The organism is Pseudomonas sp. W2Oct36, from assembly GCF_041060465.1.
In the GTDB taxonomy this organism is placed as follows: Bacteria; Pseudomonadota; Gammaproteobacteria; order Pseudomonadales; family Pseudomonadaceae; genus Aquipseudomonas; species Aquipseudomonas graminis_B.
Window position 1 is genome coordinate 475,357 of record NZ_JAUERW010000001.1, and the last position, 16,499, is coordinate 491,855.

At 62.8% G+C, this 16,499-nt stretch carries 14 protein-coding genes; 8 read left to right on the top strand and 6 right to left on the bottom strand.

Annotated elements, in window-relative coordinates; genetic code table 11:
- The first annotated feature begins 133 nt into the window (after positions 1-133).
- The 5 genes from ppnN (at position 134) to QWI18_RS02045 (ending at position 8,452) form a co-directional block, all read left to right on the top strand.
- A complete protein-coding gene (ppnN, locus tag QWI18_RS02025; protein ID WP_065991552.1) occupies positions 134-1,507 on the top strand; it encodes a nucleotide 5'-monophosphate nucleosidase PpnN in 1,374 nt (457 codons plus the stop codon).
- Between the two features lie 222 nt (positions 1,508-1,729).
- The gene (locus QWI18_RS02030) at positions 1,730-2,323 is read left to right on the top strand and encodes a GNAT family N-acetyltransferase (protein ID WP_065991551.1); all 594 of its coding nucleotides are present in this window, start codon (positions 1,730-1,732) and stop codon (positions 2,321-2,323) included.
- Positions 2,324-2,404: 81 nt separating this feature from the next.
- Complete coding sequence (locus QWI18_RS02035; protein ID WP_369318072.1) at positions 2,405-7,333, top strand: AvrE-family type 3 secretion system effector; 4,929 nt, start codon at positions 2,405-2,407, stop codon at positions 7,331-7,333.
- Positions 7,334-7,389: 56 nt separating this feature from the next.
- Positions 7,390-7,845 carry a type III secretion system chaperone gene (locus QWI18_RS02040; protein WP_369318073.1) on the top strand — a complete coding sequence of 152 codons (456 nt, stop codon included), beginning with the start codon at positions 7,390-7,392 and terminating at the stop codon, positions 7,843-7,845.
- A gap of 160 nt (positions 7,846-8,005) precedes the next feature.
- Positions 8,006-8,452, top strand: coding sequence for a CBS domain-containing protein (locus QWI18_RS02045; RefSeq protein WP_065991548.1), 447 nt, complete (start codon positions 8,006-8,008; stop codon positions 8,450-8,452).
- Positions 8,453-8,535: 83 nt separating this feature from the next.
- On the opposite strand, the gene QWI18_RS02050 is transcribed toward QWI18_RS02045, so the two are convergent.
- Entirely contained in the window at positions 8,536-10,530 is a 1,995-nt protein-coding gene (locus QWI18_RS02050) for a methyl-accepting chemotaxis protein (protein ID WP_369318074.1), read from the bottom strand.
- 118 nt (positions 10,531-10,648) lie between these two features.
- Positions 10,649-11,335, bottom strand: coding sequence for a hypothetical protein (locus QWI18_RS02055; RefSeq protein WP_296309265.1), 687 nt, complete (start codon positions 11,333-11,335; stop codon positions 10,649-10,651).
- A 294-nt stretch (positions 11,336-11,629) separates the two neighbouring features.
- Between QWI18_RS02055 and QWI18_RS02060 the strand changes: the two genes are divergently transcribed.
- Positions 11,630-12,787: a murein transglycosylase A gene (locus QWI18_RS02060; RefSeq protein WP_369318075.1), complete on the top strand. Its 1,158-nt coding sequence runs from the start codon at positions 11,630-11,632 to the stop codon at positions 12,785-12,787.
- Between the two features lie 135 nt (positions 12,788-12,922).
- Positions 12,923-14,134 carry an MFS transporter gene (locus QWI18_RS02065; protein ID WP_369318076.1) on the top strand — a complete coding sequence of 404 codons (1,212 nt, stop codon included), beginning with the start codon at positions 12,923-12,925 and terminating at the stop codon, positions 14,132-14,134.
- A gap of 73 nt (positions 14,135-14,207) precedes the next feature.
- Here the strand turns inward: QWI18_RS02065 and QWI18_RS02070 are convergent, their stop codons facing one another.
- Positions 14,208-14,411, bottom strand: coding sequence for a DUF2934 domain-containing protein (locus QWI18_RS02070; RefSeq protein ID WP_065991738.1), 204 nt, complete (start codon positions 14,409-14,411; stop codon positions 14,208-14,210).
- 204 nt (positions 14,412-14,615) lie between these two features.
- Positions 14,616-14,948, bottom strand: a complete 333-nt coding sequence (locus QWI18_RS02075; RefSeq protein WP_369318077.1) for a YqjD family protein — start codon at positions 14,946-14,948, stop codon at positions 14,616-14,618.
- A gap of 167 nt (positions 14,949-15,115) precedes the next feature.
- Here QWI18_RS02075 and pseH point away from each other — a divergent pair, with 167 nt between their 5' ends.
- Positions 15,116-15,670 carry a UDP-4-amino-4,6-dideoxy-N-acetyl-beta-L-altrosamine N-acetyltransferase gene (gene pseH, locus QWI18_RS02080; protein WP_296311577.1) on the top strand — a complete coding sequence of 185 codons (555 nt, stop codon included), beginning with the start codon at positions 15,116-15,118 and terminating at the stop codon, positions 15,668-15,670.
- 74 nt (positions 15,671-15,744) lie between these two features.
- Here the strand turns inward: pseH and QWI18_RS02085 are convergent, their stop codons facing one another.
- Both QWI18_RS02085 and QWI18_RS02090 read right to left on the bottom strand, forming a co-directional pair.
- Positions 15,745-15,963 carry a hypothetical protein gene (locus tag QWI18_RS02085; RefSeq protein ID WP_065991542.1) on the bottom strand — a complete coding sequence of 73 codons (219 nt, stop codon included), beginning with the start codon at positions 15,961-15,963 and terminating at the stop codon, positions 15,745-15,747.
- Positions 15,964-16,112: 149 nt separating this feature from the next.
- A complete protein-coding gene (locus QWI18_RS02090) occupies positions 16,113-16,331 on the bottom strand; it encodes a hypothetical protein (protein ID WP_065991541.1) in 219 nt (72 codons plus the stop codon).
- Between the last annotated feature and the right edge of the window lie 168 nt (positions 16,332-16,499).

The following is a 16,499-nucleotide window of genomic DNA, read 5'->3' on the forward strand; positions in this document are numbered from 1 at the left end:
ATTCGCGCTCACAACGTTTGCTTTCCTGACCAACCGATGTAAAAAATGGCCCCATGGGTGAGCGTCTCGAACGCTTACTGTATTCGTGCCCTGCCCCCTCGCGGCGGCCGGCACCGCTCTCAAGGAATCAAGAATGGCTCCAAGACACGTCATCAACGCTTCGGTCAGCCCCAAGGGCAGCCTGGAAACACTGTCCCAACGTGAAGTCCAGCAGCTCAGCGCCGCAGGCTCCGGCAGCATTTACACCCTGTTCCGCCAGTGCGCCCTGGCCATCCTCAACACCGGCGCCCATGTCGATAACGCCAAGACCATCCTGGAGGCTTACCAGGACTTCGAAGTGCGCATCCACCAGCAAGACCGTGGCGTGCGCCTCGAACTGCTGAACGCCCCGGCCGACGCCTTCGTCGACGGCGAGATGATTGCCAGCACCCGGGAAATGCTCTTCAGCGCCCTGCGCGACATCGTCTACACCGAGAGCGAGCTCGACAGCCAGCGCATCGACCTGAGCAGCTCCCAGGGCATCACCGATTACGTATTCCACCTGCTGCGCAATGCCCGCACCCTGCGCCCCGGCGTCGAACCGAAGATGGTGGTGTGCTGGGGCGGCCACTCGATCAACACAGAAGAATACAAATACACCAAGAAAGTCGGCCACGAGCTGGGCCTGCGCAAACTGGACATCTGCACCGGTTGCGGCCCTGGCGTGATGAAAGGCCCGATGAAAGGCGCGACCATTGCCCACGCCAAGCAGCGCATCACCGGCGGCCGTTACCTGGGCCTGACCGAACCGGGCATTATCGCGGCCGAAGCGCCGAACCCGATCGTCAATGAGCTGGTGATCCTGCCGGACATCGAGAAGCGCCTGGAAGCCTTCGTGCGGGTTGGTCACGGCATCATCATTTTCCCGGGGGGCGCAGGCACGGCGGAGGAATTCCTCTACCTGCTCGGCATCCTCATGCACCCGGACAACCAGGACCTGCCGTTCCCGGTCATCCTGACCGGCCCGAAAAGCACCGCGCCGTACCTGGAGCAGCTGCACGCGTTCGTCAGCGCCACCCTGGGCGAAGAAGCGCACAAGCATTACCAGATCATCATCGACAACCCGTCGGAAGTGGCACGGCAGATGACCCTTGGCCTGGCTTCCGTGCGCCAGTTCCGCCGCGACCGTGCCGACGCGTTCCACTTCAACTGGCTGCTGAAGATCGAAGAGAGCTTCCAGCGTCCATTCGACCCGACCCACGCCAACATGGCCAGCCTGCAGCTGCGCCGCGACCTGCCGCCCCACGAACTGGCCGCGAACCTGCGCCGGGCGTTCTCCGGGATCGTGGCGGGCAACGTCAAGGACAAGGGCATTCGCCTGATCGAAGAACACGGCCCGTATGAAATCCACGGTGACGCCGAGGTGATGCAGCCGCTGGACAAGCTGTTGCAGGCCTTCGTCGAGCAGCACCGGATGAAGCTGCCAGGCGGCGCGGCGTATGTGCCGTGTTATCGGGTTGTGTCTTAACGGAGCTTGGCCTGAGGCCACCCTTCAGGCATGACACTGCATCACCCTTGTGGGAGCCCAATTGTGGGAGCGAGCTTGCTCGCGAAGGCGGCATCACTGCGGCCAGAGATGCGCAGGCCGAACGGGCCTCTTCGTGAGCAAGGTGGAGCGCCACCCCGGTCCCTCCCACAGGTAAGTCATCACGCGCAAAACCTGCCCCTCCCCGAATTCCGGAACCGACCCATGATCCACATCCGCCCCATGACCACCGATGATTTCGAGGTCTTCTGGCCCACCTTTCAGGCCGTGGTCCGGGCCCAGGAAACCTACGCCTACGCCCCCGACCTGACCTGCGAGCAGGCCCGGCACCTGTGGCTGGAATACCCGATGCACACGCTGATCGCCGAAGAAGACGGCGTGCTGCTCGGCAGCTATTACCTCAAGGCCAACGCGGCAGGCCCCGGCAGCCATGTCAGCAACTGCGGCTACATGGTCACCCCGGCCGCGCGGGGTCGTGGCGTCGCGCGCCTGATGTGCGAGCACTCCCAGCAACTGGCGCTGGACAGCGGCTTCTCGGCCATGCAGTTCAACTCCGTGGTGGCCACCAATGAAGTCGCCGTTGCGCTCTGGCAGAAACTCGGGTTTGAGACCGTCGGCCGTCTGCCTCGCGCTTACCGCCATGCCCGACTCGGGCTGGTGGACTGCCTGGTGATGTACAAATGGCTGGCCGACATGCCGGCCTCGCGCAAAGCCAAGAGCCCGTTGCTGATCGGCCGCAAGAACATCGAATCGGTCATCTCCCGCCCACGGCGCAAGCCTTCTGACGGGCCCGCCTGATCTTTTCAGAAAATCGGGAACCACCCTCCACCCTGACGCCACTCACCCCGCCAAGCACTCACTTGCATGGACGGCGTCAGCATGGCTTTACCTCCAGTGTTCCGTGGTCATACCACCAGTGTCGGCACCACCCACCTGAACCCAGCTGCAGCACCCGGAACCGGCCCCACGCAGCGCAAAAACGTGCTGGCGCGCATGGCCACTGCCAGCCGGTCAACGCTGCAGAAAAGCCGCCACTTCGCAGGCGGTCTGTTCAAGGCCCGACCGGGGGATGCCTCGTCAATTCCCCGCAGCACGGCCGCTGCAAACACCCCGCAGACCGGGCTCGCCCCCCATGCGGCGCCGGCTTCAACAACGGCAGCTGCATCAGCCACGCCACAAGCGAACGCGCCCGTGCCGCCAACCGGCCCGACACCCAGCGCTCCGACGGCAGCCCAGCCACCAGCCAACGCCCTGACACCCCGGCTGAGCATGGCGCTGCACAATCAACGACTGACCTTTGGCGGCACCGACCAGCCCAACCCCACCGAGCGGTTGCTCGAAGGCATTCTGAGCAAACACGATCAGCGTTATCAGGACCTTGCGCCGCTCAATCAGGACGCGCAGAAAGCCGAATACCTGATGGTCGACAGCCAGAACCGGCTGCTCCACGCCCATGCCAGCGATATCGCCATTTCACTGTTCAAGAGCAGTGAGAACCGCGTCGCCTCCGCCAGCGACGGCAAGAAAATGGCGATGCCCACCGATGCCCATCGCGCGCAGATCACCGGCGTGCACAAGGACGCGAACAACACCGCCTGGCGTATTCACGAAAATAAGTTGTACGCGTTGCATGGGGGCCAATGGCAGGAGAACACCCAGGGAGCAACGCTGAAAACCTTGCACAACATTGGCGGCGGCAACCTGTTGGGGCTCAACGACGAAGGCAAGGTGTACGAGCTGAGTGATCTGACCAAGTCGCTGGATTTCACAGAAAAGGTCACGGCCCTCGGACGCTCCACCGCCGGTGCACTGATGGCGCTCAGCGAAAACGCCTCAGGCAACCAGTTACTCCAACTGCGCAACGGGCTTGGCGCCGACCGCCATGATGCGTTCCCGCTCATTACCCCCACCGGCACGGATAACGACGCGGCCATGAAAGCCAAATCCGTGGCGCTCATCGGTGATCGTCTGCTGGCGACGACAGCCTCGGGCGAACTCCTGGAGGCGCATTTGCCGACCGCTGAAGCGCAACAAAACAACCTCCTCGTGAATGAGCTCACACTGCAGAAAGTGCGCCCCTCGCCCGCCCTGCAGACGGCCTTTGGGCACCACACCGTCAGCGGCTTTTTTCATGACGAAAAAAACGTGCTGCACGCCACCGTCAAGGACCAGCGAGGCGTAGAGCACAGCGCATCGTGGGATCAGGCAAAACAGGACTTCGTGCCTGGCTGGGTCATGGCGCCGCTGGTCATGGATCGTCAGCACGGCTTGCCCGTCCTGACCCCTGACGCCGCCACGCAGATTCAGCTGCCGCGCGGCAAAATCGCCCTCTACGAGCAGAAGCGCTCATCGCGGGTCCAGGCACCGCGCGGCGAATACGTCCGTCCTCTCGACAAGCGGTTAGTGCACAACCCGCCCGTTGAAGAATTGAAAGAAACCATCGAAAAGACGCTGTTGGTGCAAGACCCGCGCACCGACGAATGGAAGAAGACCAGCGAAAAGGACATCAAAGCGCTGCAGGCTGGCCAGGACGGCTTCGCTTACCTCATCGACAAGGATGGCAAGCTCAAACAGCTGAAAGTGGCGCCCCAGGCCGCCGCCCATGAAATGGGGCGCGGCGCCGACCTGGCCCTGCAAGGTCGCGGGACTGAAGCCAAGGGCACCGCCCTGCGCGGCGCCGAGGGTGTGGTCGCCGACAAACTGGCCGTGCAGAACGATCAGAATTTCATGACCCTCAGCGGCGGCAAACTGCGCCTCCACGACCAGAACGGTGAACGCGCGGTGCTGCCACAGCCGCCCGGCACGGGCGATATCCAGGCGATCAGCACCGGCGGCAAGCACTGGTTCGCCCTGCGCGGCGGCGCAGTGTTCCAGCTGAGCGGCGACGAGGCCAACGCTCGAAGGCTCAATCCTCAGCGGACCTGGCAAGCGGTTCAGGGCCCGACCACCCCACCGGGGACCGTTCTTCAGGACCTGCGCCCCAATCACGACGGACGTTTGCTGGCCACCACCAGCGCCGGAGAATTCGTCAAGACCGCGACCGGGTGGGAAGCCGCCACACCCGCACCGGCGCGCCCGAGCAATGATCACGCGGCCTTCAATCGGCTGGCGGCGGCCGAGCCGGAAACCCTGCGCAGAGGCTCGGCCAAGGTCACCGTCAACGTGATGGGCAGTAACAACATCGAGAGCATGAAGGCCAAACAGTACGCCCCTGCCTCCCTCCGGCAGAATTACCTTACCTCCCATCTTTCGCTGACCGGCGCGGTAAAAGTGCCTGCCGACAGCCTCCAGCACGCCTGGAAAGGCCGCGAAGGTCTGAAGCCGATCTACACCGAAGAAACCGCGCTGCTGCGCGAGCTGAGCACCCGCGCGGCTGCGGCGACTGGCGCGGCGACCGGCACACCGCCGCGACCCATGGCTGCGCGTATCAATGAGCTGGCGCCTCGCCTTTCACCTGAATCGAGCGAGCTGGCGGAGCTGTTCAACTGGTTCCAGACCAGCGTCACCGAAGACCTGCAGAAGACGCTGCGCGAACTGGCCCAGGACGAAGGCGCGTTGCTGAAAAATGGCGCGATCAATCCGGCCTTCCAGGGCAAGCCGCGCAACAATGACATGCTGCCGCAAGTGGCCAGCGTCCTTCGTGACAGCGGCATCGACGACGCTCACGAACTGGGGCAACTGCTCACCAAGCTGAAGACCGCGCATTTCACGCTGGAGCGGCGCAACACCCAATCGCCGCTGGATGGCTCTCGCACCCAAGGCGATAACCAGGCCCTGCTGCGCGCTCGCCTGGCGCTGGACGTCAAGGTGCTCAACGACATCAGCGCCGCCCTCGACGGGTTCGCCAATGAAGTGAAGAAACCGGGGGCGAAGGATTTCGACACCATCGCCACAGCGCTGGCCACCTTGCACAACGAAGCCTACGAAGGCAGCCCGGTGAAGCGCTACACCGATGCCGGCTTCCGTGACCATGCCTCTCTCGAAGCCAGTTACGACGCCACCAAGAACCTGCTCAAGCACTTGCGCAAGGACAACCACCCGCTCAAGCGCAACGTACTGCAAGGGCTGCAGACCCCTGCCGGCCCGAATAACGCCGCTGTCATGCTCGCCCTGACCGAGGCGCTCCAGAATCTGGAGCCTCGAGAAAGCCTCAAGCTGAACCGCAATTACGGCGGCGGCGTAACCGGTGGCGTCGCGGGGCCGGCCGAGCCGGCGTTCCTGGGTTTTCGCGGCAATATCGATCCAGAGCGGACCTACGGCCTGACCTTCACCCGATTCGACCGCGGCCTGAAGGTGTCGATGAGTCGCGAAGGCGCAATCAGCGGCACAGGAAGCTTCGGTTTTGGTGGCGGCAAAAGTGACACCAAAACCACGCCCGGCGACAGCCACGCCAACCTCCAGACCAACGGCGGCTGGTTCGGCGGCAGCCTGGACGCCAAGTACAAGTATGCCAACAGCACGGCGCTGAGCTTTTTCATTCGCGACGACGAAATCGATGATTTCATGATTGACCTGATGCAGACGCAACTGGCCAGCAGCAAGCGCCCGGCGCAGGGAGGCCTCAAACCCATGGCGTTGATGGATCGCGGCGTCGAGAAGGAAGTGCGCACCACGGGCAAGCACGCGTTCGACCTGGATGCCGGGGTCAACCTTGAATCCCGGACCAACAAGGGCCGCACCGATGCCGAACCCGTTGCCGGCTTCATGCGCTTCGGCGCCGGCCTGCTGGGAACCGTGTCATTGCTCAGCGCCGAACGGGAACGCACCGAGGGCCACGGCAGCGACGGCCTGCACGCCGACGTCTATAGCAGCAACCGCGCGCGGTTCCTCGAAAAAGGCTCGGTGACCGGTTACGCGCGGATGTTCAGCACCGTCTTTACGTCGCGCCCCAACAACCTGTTCGTGGCCGGCGGCGCCCCCTTGGGGGTCAGCGCGACACTGGCGTTCGACAACAAGACCGGCAAGAGCTACGACGTGCGCTTCAAGAACGCCCTCCCGCTGCTAACCGCCGACGTCAAAACCCTGGGTGACACACTGGAGAAGGCCTTCCCCGGCATGAGCAAGAATCCGTCGCCCGCCGGCAAGGCTCCTGAGAAGGTGCTGCAGGACCTCAAGGACAAATACCTGAAGGCCACGTCAGACGAGAACGACGCGCAATACGCCGCGCGCCAGAGCCTGCGCCAGCTCGACCGGCAGAACACCGCTGCCAGCCAGGGCTCCAGCCTGATGTCGCTGATGGACATGGTGGTCAAACACAACAACGTCAACCGGCTGGATCAGGCCGCCTCCTCCAAGCGGCAGATCGACCGCGTCAAACAGATGCTCGGCCGTGACTGCAACCCGGGCAACGCCGAGCGGATTCACGAAATGATGAGCGCCGACCCGCAGCTCAAAGGCCTGCTCGATGCGATGAAGGACAGCAAGGGCACCACTCGCGCCGAAATCAAGCTTGAGGTCCGTGACGACGTCAAAGAACGCATCGAGGATGGCGCATTGAGTGGACGGCTGACCGACGCGATGCTCAAGGACATACTCGGCGACAAGAACAATCTGCGCATCAAGAGCATCGCGGTCTTCAGGACCGCCGCGAAAGAAGACGCGTTCGGCACGCCGTTCCCCTTTGTCAGCTTCAAGAGCGGCAGCGCGCTGAGCATCGAACGCCTCATGGGCGAAGTCACCTTCGACTACGGCCCTGACCAGAGGAACCCGAAAAAGGCCACCGCCGACGGCGCCATCGCCGACCGTGGCGACTCGCAGCCCGCCCACGAGCTGGGCCAGGCCGGCAATGGCGCTTTCCGGCCGCGCTAGGCCGCCGCGCCCGCTCCTCTATTGATCGAATCGAAACCCCGGACAGGACACCGCAAATGATGAACACAACGACACACGCAGACGCCTGCATTCAGGCACTGGGCAAACGACTGGGCACCGCCTTGCAACTCGAAAACGGCGTGTGCGCGCTGTTCGATGAGGGCCGCGAAGTGGTAATCATCGAGGTACCGACGGCGGGCGACGTCGCGATTCTGCATTGCAAACTGTCGCTGCGCCCCGACCCGAGCCTGTATGAGCGGCTGATGCGGCTCAACTTCGACAGCGGCGCCATGAGTGGCTGCTGGCTGGCCCTGGATGAGCAACAGGCGGTTCGCCTGTGCACGCAACTGCCGCTCAAGGCACTGGACGAGATGACCTTCGTGGACTGGGTGCAAGGGTTCGTGCTGCAGACCCGTGACGTTGCCGGTCTGCTGCAGCAGCGCGCGGCATCGCCGGCAAAAGCACCGATGCATGGGCAGGGACAGGGCGGCCTGTCGCGGCGGATCGGCTAAGCTCGCGCCAGCCCACCGACGCGGCCACGGGAAATCGGGGCGGTGACGCTTTCAGGGCCGGGCATGGCGCTTTCAAACTTGCCGGAATGCCATCTCTCGACGATTCTCTATGCACGGCCGGATGGGCCGTGCTCACAAGAAACGCGCCGGAGAGGCCAGCATGACGACCGTAGCCGAACTACTGAAGTTGAAAGACCCGCACCACGCTGACGTCCACACCGTCGGGCCCGGGGAGATGGTCCTCGAGGCGATCAAGCTGATGTCCGAAAAGAACATCGGTGCTGTCCCGGTGGTGCGCGATGGCAAGGTGGTCGGCATCGTCAGCGAGCGGGATTACGCCCGCAAGATGGAGCTCAAGGGCCGTGCTTCGGCCGGAACCCCGGTCAGCGACATCATGACCCACGACGTACAGACCGTGGGCTCGCAGCACACGGTCGAGCACTGCATGAACATCATGACCGACCGCCGGCTGCGCCATTTACCAGTGGTGGACGAAGGCCGACTGATCGGTTTGCTGTCCATCGGCGACCTGGTCAAGGCGGCCATTGCCGAACAGGCCAGGCTGATCGAGAAAATGCAGGAATACATTCGCGGCGAAAGTTACTGAGCCCAGACACCTTCTGCGCCCCACAAAAAAGCCGGCGCTTTTTGGGCTCCGGCTTTGCTTTACGCGAGTGAATGGATCGCCGGTTAGCGAACCTTGAAGCGATCGATCATCGCCACCAGCCGCTCGTTGGACGCCATCAGCGCCTCGACGCTGGTGTCGGTCTGCTGACCACAGCCCACCAGTTCACCGACCATGTGCCGAATGGCGATCATGTTCTGGTTGATCTCCTCGGTGACCGCGCTCTGCTCCTCTGCCGCCGTTGCAATGTGCGCGCTCAGGTCATGGATGCGCAGCACCGAACCGGCCATCCCGTCCAGGCCTTCGTTGACGCGGGACGTACGGTCGGCCGTCGACTGGCAACTGACCTTGGTTTTCTCCATCGCGCCCACCGCAGTGCTCACGCCCTGTTCCAGCCGCGCGAGCATCTCGTTGATCTCCGATGTGCTCTGCTGGGTACGACCGGCCAGCGCCCGCACTTCGTCGGCCACCACCGCAAAGCCTCGGCCCTGCTCACCCGCCCGCGCCGCTTCGATGGCCGCGTTCAGCGCCAGCAGGTTGGTTTGCTGGGCGATGCCGCCGATGACACCGAGCACATCGGTGATGCGTTTGGCATCGACCTGCATTTCCTGAACGTACTTCGTCGCTTCTTCGACCTCGGCCACCAGCGCCCGCACGCTGACCGACGCTTCGTCGACGACGTCCCGGGAGCGCTGCGCGGCATCGTTGGCCGATTGAGTAAAGCTCGCCGTCTGCGTAGCGTTCTCGGCGACGCTGTCGGCGGTGGCGCTCATCTCGTTGATCGCGGTCACCGCCTGATCGGTTTCCGAGGCGTGGCGGTTGAGGATCTGGTTGATGTTGCGCGACTGATCCTGCAATTGCACCAGCCCGGCAGAGATCTGCTCGGTGCCGCTGCGCACCTCGACAATCATCGCTTGCTGGAAGGCGATGAACTTGTTGACCGAGTGGCCGACAGCGTCCAGTTCATCCTCGCCCTTGATCGGAATGCGACGGGTCAGGTCGGCCTCACCCGAAGACAGCGCGTCGATGTTGGTGCGCAGAACGGTCAGCCGTGCCAGCAAGCGATGGAAGGCAAAGCCCAGCACCACCAGCAACAGAATGACCAGGGGAATCTGCAACCAGCCCAGGGTCTTCAGCACTTCGGTGCTGCTGGCGGTGAGCATGGCGGTTGGCAACGAGGTGGCGATCATCCACGGCGTGCCCACCACAGGGCGCAGGAAGAAGGTCAGGTCACCCAGTTGCGGGTCGATGTATTCCCGTGAATACACAGCGTCGCCAGAGACCTTGCCCAGACCGTCCTGAATGGCCTTGGCGAACATCGACTGGCCGCTGAAGCCTGCGACGTTCTTGAGGATGATTTCGCCGGGAATGCGGCTCTGGTTGGTCAGGATCTTGCCGTCGCGCTCGACGATCATCACCTGACCCTGAATGTCTTTTTCCTTGTCCTGGATCAGGCCGTTGAAGAAGCCCAGGGTGACGTCGATGGTCGAAACGCCGTAGAGCGCGCCATCTTTGTAGATGCCCATCGCGCAGTTGGTGCGCGGTTGCGGGCTGGCTTCGTCCTGATAGGCCGCCGCCCAGGCGCATTTGCCCTTGGGTGCGTTCTGCCCGGCGCGGTGCCATGGCTGTTCCCAGTAGTTGGGCGCAGGGTCGGAGTTCCAGAACGTGCTCACCACCAACTGGCCACTGCCGTCACGGTGGAAAAACGAGCTGTGTTTGTTGCGCCCCGGGGTGCGCTTGTCCGGCATCGGCCAGACGCCGCCGCCGAAGACTTTCTGATCGCCGTACTGATCGACCAGGCCTGGCAGCACAGTGTCGATGCCCTCGCTGTCCAGCAGCGGAACCGCCTGGGTGATCGCCCGGGACTGAGCCTCTACGCGCGCCAGGTCCGACAGAATTCGCGTGCCGATCTGGTCCACCTGGCTCAGCACCACTTTTTCCTGGGTCTCTCGCACCTTGGGCGTGACGAAATGCACGATGCCCTGCTCGGTGATCACTGCGATGACCACAATCAAGGTCACAAATATGACCGTATAGCGCGCCTGCACTGTTTTGAACATCGTCGACCCCATGCCATGAATTTTATAGTTGTTTTTTGCGGACTCCTGAGGAGCTATCGACCGCAAGCCGACAAGGATGAGGGATAGCGCAAAGGTTTTTTCCGGCACAGCGGGGCTGTCATTGCACCGGAAGGAAATTCAGGAACAGCAGGCTCTGGGCGTAATTCAAACCGATGCGTCTATATCGCTCGTCGAGCATCTGGGTGAGCAGGTCCAGGCGCGCCACGATCTTGCCGAACTCGGTGGCAAAACTGAGGTTGCTGCCCTCCTCCGAAATCTCGTTGGAGAACAGCAGCAACTCGCCATTGGCGTTCTGCCGCTGGCTCAGCAGCCAGGTGGCCTTCTCGATATTGCGCGCAGCATTGTTGACGAACGTCGGGTTGATCTGGTCGGTCATGAAGAATTCGAGGCGCCCGCCGTGGGCCGTGACCAGCATGCTGCCGATGGCATAAATGAACGCGCCGACGCGATCGCCAAGGAATTCAGGGCTCAGGGCGTAGCTCAGCGCTGCCAGGTCACGTCGCGTGCCCAACTGCGGCAACGGCTTCTTCTGCTCGATGGCCTGCCGCACGTTGCGTTCGGCCGCCGCGGCATCGACGAAGCCGGACTTGCGCCACTCCCCAGGGTTGCGCAGGTAGAGTTTGTTCATCAGCAGGTAGAGGCTGTCGAGGTTGTCGGCCATCGCCAGCGTCGCCATGCGGTCTACGCTGGTCTGGAAGAACTCCTGGGGCCGCGTCTCGCTGAACTGCGTGGCGACATCCTGGCCGTCCTGGCGCGTACACCCGGCAGCGCCGAGCCCAAGCATGCACAGGGCAAACAGCGGGCGCAGGCGTCGGCAAACGGATAAAACAGAAAACACGGCGAGCATCAATCCCAAGCTTTAACGAACGGGACGCCGCGTCTATCGCCGCGTCCTGGCCATGGTCAGAACGGCCCACGGCGAAAAAGTGCAATATCGGCGGCAAATTCGCAGCGCGTCCAGGGCGATTGGGCCGCCATGTGAGCTTTCATGCAAATGATTCCCTCATCCATTTGACGCAGCCCTTCGCTTTCACCAAGCTAGCCGCCTTCGCATGATTTTCAGGAAACACCCCGCGTGATGACCACAAGCCTGCACTGGCGCCGTTTCGTATTCTGCCTCGCCCCACTGATCGCCCTGCTCGCTGCCTGCGACGGCGGCGCGCCGAAGACCAAGCCCTCCGAAGCGACGACCTACGTCAGCGTCGAGTGGGACAAACTGCCGGCGGTGAACGACACCGACCTGATGGCGGGTTACAACAGTTGGTTTTCGGCGTGCAAACGCCTGGCCAAGGACCCGGTCTGGGGTGGCACATGCGCCCTCGCCGCCCAAGTGCCGCAGAATCCTGCGGCGGTGCGCGACTTTCTCAAGAATCAGCTGCAGGTCTACAGCCTGCGCTCCTCCGAGCATGGCGCCAACGGCCTGATCACCGGCTATTACGAGCCGATCTATAAAGGCAGCGAGCAGCGCAATGACGCGCACCCGGTGGCGGTGTATGGCGTGCCCGATGACCTGATCATCGTCAACCTCGACAGCATCTATCCCGAGCTCAAGGGCAAGCGCCTGCGCGGGCGCCTGGATGGCCGAGTGCTGCGTCCCTATGACGACGCCGCCACCATTGGCACCAAAGGCGCCAGTGCCCCCGTGCTGGCATGGCTGGAAAACCCCATCGACCTGCAGTTCCTGCAGATCCAGGGATCGGGTCGGGTTCAGCTGGAAAGCGGCCGCCAGCTGCGCATCGCCTACGCCGATCAGAACGGCTACCCGTACAAGCCGATCGGCCGCTGGCTGGTGGAGCAAGGCCAGTTGACCAAGGACGAAGTGTCCATGGGCCGCATCCGCGACTGGGCGATTGCGCACCCCGAACGCGTCAATGAACTGCTGGGCAGCAACCCGAGCTACGTGTTCTTCACCCTGCGCCCGGACAGCACCGAAGGCCCGCGCGGCTCGCTGAATGTGCCGCTGACCGCCGGCTACAGCGTGGCGATCGATCGCAAGGTGATCCCCCTCGGCAGCCTGTTGTGGCTGTCCTCGACCCGTCCCGACGGCACGCCGCTGGTGCGCCCGGTGGCGGCGCAGGACACCGGCGGCGCCATTGCCGGTGAAGTCCGCGCCGACATGTTCTGGGGTACCGGTGACGCGGCGGGCGAACTGGCCGGCAACATGAAACAGCAAGGCCAGATCTGGATGCTGTGGCCCAAGGGCGCCGCCCTGCCCGACACCAAACCCAAATACTGATCGAACTGAACCGCCGACTGATGCGCCACCCGCGTCAGCCGGCGTCACTTCAGGGTTGAGTCATTCCCGGGTTGAACTGAAATCGGTTTCAAGTATCACAGCATGCTTCTTCCCGGAAACCCTTCTCGATCCCCCATGAATACCTCCCACACCCCGCATGATTTCAACATGGGCTGGCTGCTGTTCGCCCTCGCCATGGGCGCCTTCGCCATCGGCACGACCGAATTCGCCTCAATGACCCTGCTGCCGTTCATTGCCGGTGACTTTCAGGTCACCCAGCCGCTGGCCGGGCATGCCATCAGTGCTTACGCCCTGGGCGTGGTCATCGGCTCGCCAGTGATCATGGTCCTGGGCGTCAGACTGCCCCGCCGGGCCTTGCTGGTGGCCCTCGCCGCTTTCATCGGAATCGCCAACGCGTTGAGCGCCGTCGCCCCTTCGCTGCCATGGCTGGTGTTTTTCCGCTTTCTCAGCGGTTTCCCCCATGGCGCCTACTTTGGCGTGGCCATGCTGCTGGCCGCGTCCCTGGTGCCGAAGAATCGCCGTGCTCAAGCGGTCTCCCGCGTGTTCATGGGGCTGACCATCGCCACCATCATCGGCGTGCCGTTCGCCACCTGGATCGGCCAGACCATCGGCTGGCGCTGGGGCATGGCCATCGTCGCCGGCCTCGCCGCGATCACCGCGGTGCTGATTCGCTGCCTTGCGCCCGCTTCCCCTGCGGATACCGACGCCAGCCCGTTGCGTGAACTTAACGCACTGCGCTCGCGGCAGGTGTGGCTGACACTGGGCATCGCCGGCATCGGCTTCGGCGGGATCTTCTGCGTGTACACCTATCTGGCGGCCACGCTGATCGAGGTCACCCACGCTTCGGCTTTCATGATTCCGGTGGTGATGGCGGTGTTCGGTCTGGGCACGACGGTGGGCAACCTGGTTTGTGGCTGGGCCGCCGACCGCGCCACGATGCTCGCCGCTGGCGTCTCGCTGGGCTTCACTGCGCTGGTGCTGGCGTTGTACCCGTCGGCGACCGACAACCTCTGGCTGCTCATTCCGCTGGTGTTTTTCATTGGTTGCGGCGTCGGCCTGGCGGCGATCCTGCAAACACGCCTGATGGACGTTGCGCCCCATGCGCAATCCCTGGCGGGTGCGCTGGTGCAAAGCGCGTTCAACGTCGCCAACGCCATCGGCCCGTTGGTGGGCGGCGTGGTCATTGCGGCGGGCTACGGTCTGCCGGCCACGGGCTATGCCGCAGCGGCATTGACGCTGGGCGGTCTGGGCATGTGGTATTGGGCGCTGATGGATGCGCGGCAGGCGGATCGCCGTTTTGCACGGCAAGCCTCAGGCTCGGTCTGAAGCGGGTAGCTGTTTGAGACGAGGTTGATCCGAGCTTCGCCCCGGCACTGCGCCTGGGCGAGCTCTCGACCTGTCACGCGTTGGGGTCAGCCTCATCGGGCGACGGAAACAACGTATCGACCTTGTGCTTGCTTGAAGTGCGGACCGGGGCCATGGCAGCGGACTCCGCCAGGCGTGTGGCCATTTCCCAATGACGGGACTCCTGCCCTTCAGGCTTGCCTTCGGTCTCCCAGATCAACTGGGCCAACTGACGAACAGTTTCTTCGTCGACATTCATGCGTATCCCCCATTTATGCTTTCGCAAGACATTGGCCGGCGCCAGAGCGGTGCCGAATCCATCGTCAGCTACGGTACCCGCCATGAACAGTACCAGCCGATAACGAGGGTAAATGACGGGCGTGCACGCGCCGGCGAACGCAAGCCGGCCGCTGGTCGGACTTAACGGATCCACCGGAAATCGACGGCGAACCACGATGGCCCCTCAATCCCTGTTGCGTTTGAGCAACAGGCTGGCCACCAGGCCCAGGCCCGCTGCAACACCGACGGCCGCCCACGGATGGGTGGTGACGTAGGATTTCGCGTTACCCACCGCACGGGTCAGCGCAGGTTGGGCGTCCATTTCGATCTCGGTCACCGCACTGTTGCCGCGGGCCAGAAAATCCTTCAGCCGCTCACGGGCCTGAGTAGTGCGGTCCTCATTCAAGGCATCCCCTGCCGCCAGCAAGGCATTGGTCTCGTCGAGAAAAGTGTTCAGCTCGGAACGGGTTTTCTGATAAAGATCGTCACGCAGTTTTTCAGTGATATCGCTTGCCATAATATTTTGCCTCCTGGGTGTGAGAAAGGTTGACTGAAACGCCAATCGATTCGTTCCAGACAGTTTGAAAAAACCCCTCCATGCGGCGCGGCACGTGATCAAGCACTGCTGGCCGCGCAGACCGGACAGGGACTCAACAGCCGTATGACGCGTTCAAAAGGGAATCCATGAAAGTAGTGCCGATCCTTGAGCTGCCCGTCGAGCAGCAAGCCCGTGTGCGGCAACTGCGCAATCAGCCCGACGTGCGCAAGTTCATGTACACGGACCATGAAATCAGCGAAGCCGAGCACCTGAACTGGCTTGAGGCACTGCGCTCAAGCTCCCGGCAGCAGGTCTTTGTCGTTGTGCTTGAAGCCGCACCGGTGGGGGTTGTGTCGCTGAGTGCCATCAACCGTACCCACGGCACGGCAGAGTGGGCCTTCTACCTCGACACCACGCTGCAGGGCAAAGGCCTTGGCAGTCAGGTGGAGTTATGGCTACTCGATTACGCGTTCGGTGCCGCAGGGCTGGAGAAACTCAACTGCGAAGTGCTCGAGATCAACCCGGCGGTGATCAAGATGCATCAGAAATTCGGCTTCGTGGTTGAGGGAGTAAGGCGGGAGCACATCGTGCGCGATGGCAAGCGGATCGGCGCGGTGCTGCTGGGTATCACCAAACGTGAGTGGCAGGCGCAGCGGCCCAGGGTGCTGGCCGCGGTGGAACGAATTGCGGGGCGTCGTTAGCGCAGCGTGCAGAGGTGCGCGCCCATGCTGAGCCTGATGCGGGCGGTACTGTTCGCAGATCAAGTGTTCACAGATCAGGCGATGTTCAACAGCCGAACCGCCGGGCGTTCATCGGCTTTGCAGTACAAATAATCGCGCCATTTTCTAAAGGCGCTCTGCTGCCGGACGAAAGCCTCTTCCCATTGCACGCCGCCGATGTGCTCGACGGGGATAGACATCATCTGCTCGGTCGCCTGATCCAGCTCGCTGATCAGGTCGAGTGCGTTGGGAATGTCGTGGATCTGAGGTCTCATCCGGGGCACCTTATTTTTTGATTAATGAATGGAGTGCCCAACCCCTTGATAGTGCGCGCGTTCCGACGAGTGGCTATTTTGTGTAATAAACCGTTCGAGCTGTAAGAAAAACCCCACACAATGGTGGGGTCTGATGAAACCGGGCAGGTTTAGCGGTTGCCCGAAGAGGACGCCTCGTCTTCATCGACGGGAGGATTGTCAGGAATCTCCATGTCATCCAGCCCCTTGTTTCGGGCTTCGGTTGCCGCGTCTTCACCCTGCCGGGCTGACTCGGTATCCGCGTGGGTGTCGGGATAAATCTCTTCTTCGCTGCCCGGCTCGGCAGGACCCTGATACGCGTTATCCGGCCCGTTGTCTTCGATACCCATGATGACCTCCAGTACGAGTCGCAGGAAATCTGCGCTTACAGGACAGAGGTGCATCAGGAAGGATTAGTGCCCGGTGGAAGATGAATGGCGCGTGAACACTGAGCGATGCACTGAATGCTGCGCACAAAAAAACCGCCGAAGCGGTTTCTTTTGTACAGCCGACACCGG

Bases quoted from the DNA above. Each gene is read 5' to 3' on its own strand.
- ppnN (WP_065991552.1), top strand. From the start codon at position 134: ATGGCTCCAAGACACGTCATCAACGCTTCGGTCAGCCCCAAGGGCAGC.
- QWI18_RS02030 (WP_065991551.1), top strand. From the start codon at position 1,730: ATGATCCACATCCGCCCCATGACCACCGATGATTTCGAGGTCTTCTGG.
- QWI18_RS02035 (WP_369318072.1), top strand. From the start codon at position 2,405: ATGGCTTTACCTCCAGTGTTCCGTGGTCATACCACCAGTGTCGGCACC.
- QWI18_RS02040 (WP_369318073.1), top strand. From the start codon at position 7,390: ATGATGAACACAACGACACACGCAGACGCCTGCATTCAGGCACTGGGC.
- QWI18_RS02045 (WP_065991548.1), top strand. From the start codon at position 8,006: ATGACGACCGTAGCCGAACTACTGAAGTTGAAAGACCCGCACCACGCT.
- QWI18_RS02050 (WP_369318074.1), bottom strand. From the start codon at position 10,530: ATGTTCAAAACAGTGCAGGCGCGCTATACGGTCATATTTGTGACCTTG.
- QWI18_RS02055 (WP_296309265.1), bottom strand. From the start codon at position 11,335: ATGCTTGGGCTCGGCGCTGCCGGGTGTACGCGCCAGGACGGCCAGGAT.
- QWI18_RS02060 (WP_369318075.1), top strand. From the start codon at position 11,630: ATGACCACAAGCCTGCACTGGCGCCGTTTCGTATTCTGCCTCGCCCCA.
- QWI18_RS02065 (WP_369318076.1), top strand. From the start codon at position 12,923: ATGAATACCTCCCACACCCCGCATGATTTCAACATGGGCTGGCTGCTG.
- QWI18_RS02070 (WP_065991738.1), bottom strand. From the start codon at position 14,411: ATGAATGTCGACGAAGAAACTGTTCGTCAGTTGGCCCAGTTGATCTGG.
- QWI18_RS02075 (WP_369318077.1), bottom strand. From the start codon at position 14,948: ATGGCAAGCGATATCACTGAAAAACTGCGTGACGATCTTTATCAGAAA.
- pseH (WP_296311577.1), top strand. From the start codon at position 15,116: ATGAAAGTAGTGCCGATCCTTGAGCTGCCCGTCGAGCAGCAAGCCCGT.
- QWI18_RS02085 (WP_065991542.1), bottom strand. From the start codon at position 15,963: ATGAGACCTCAGATCCACGACATTCCCAACGCACTCGACCTGATCAGC.
- QWI18_RS02090 (WP_065991541.1), bottom strand. From the start codon at position 16,331: ATGGGTATCGAAGACAACGGGCCGGATAACGCGTATCAGGGTCCTGCC.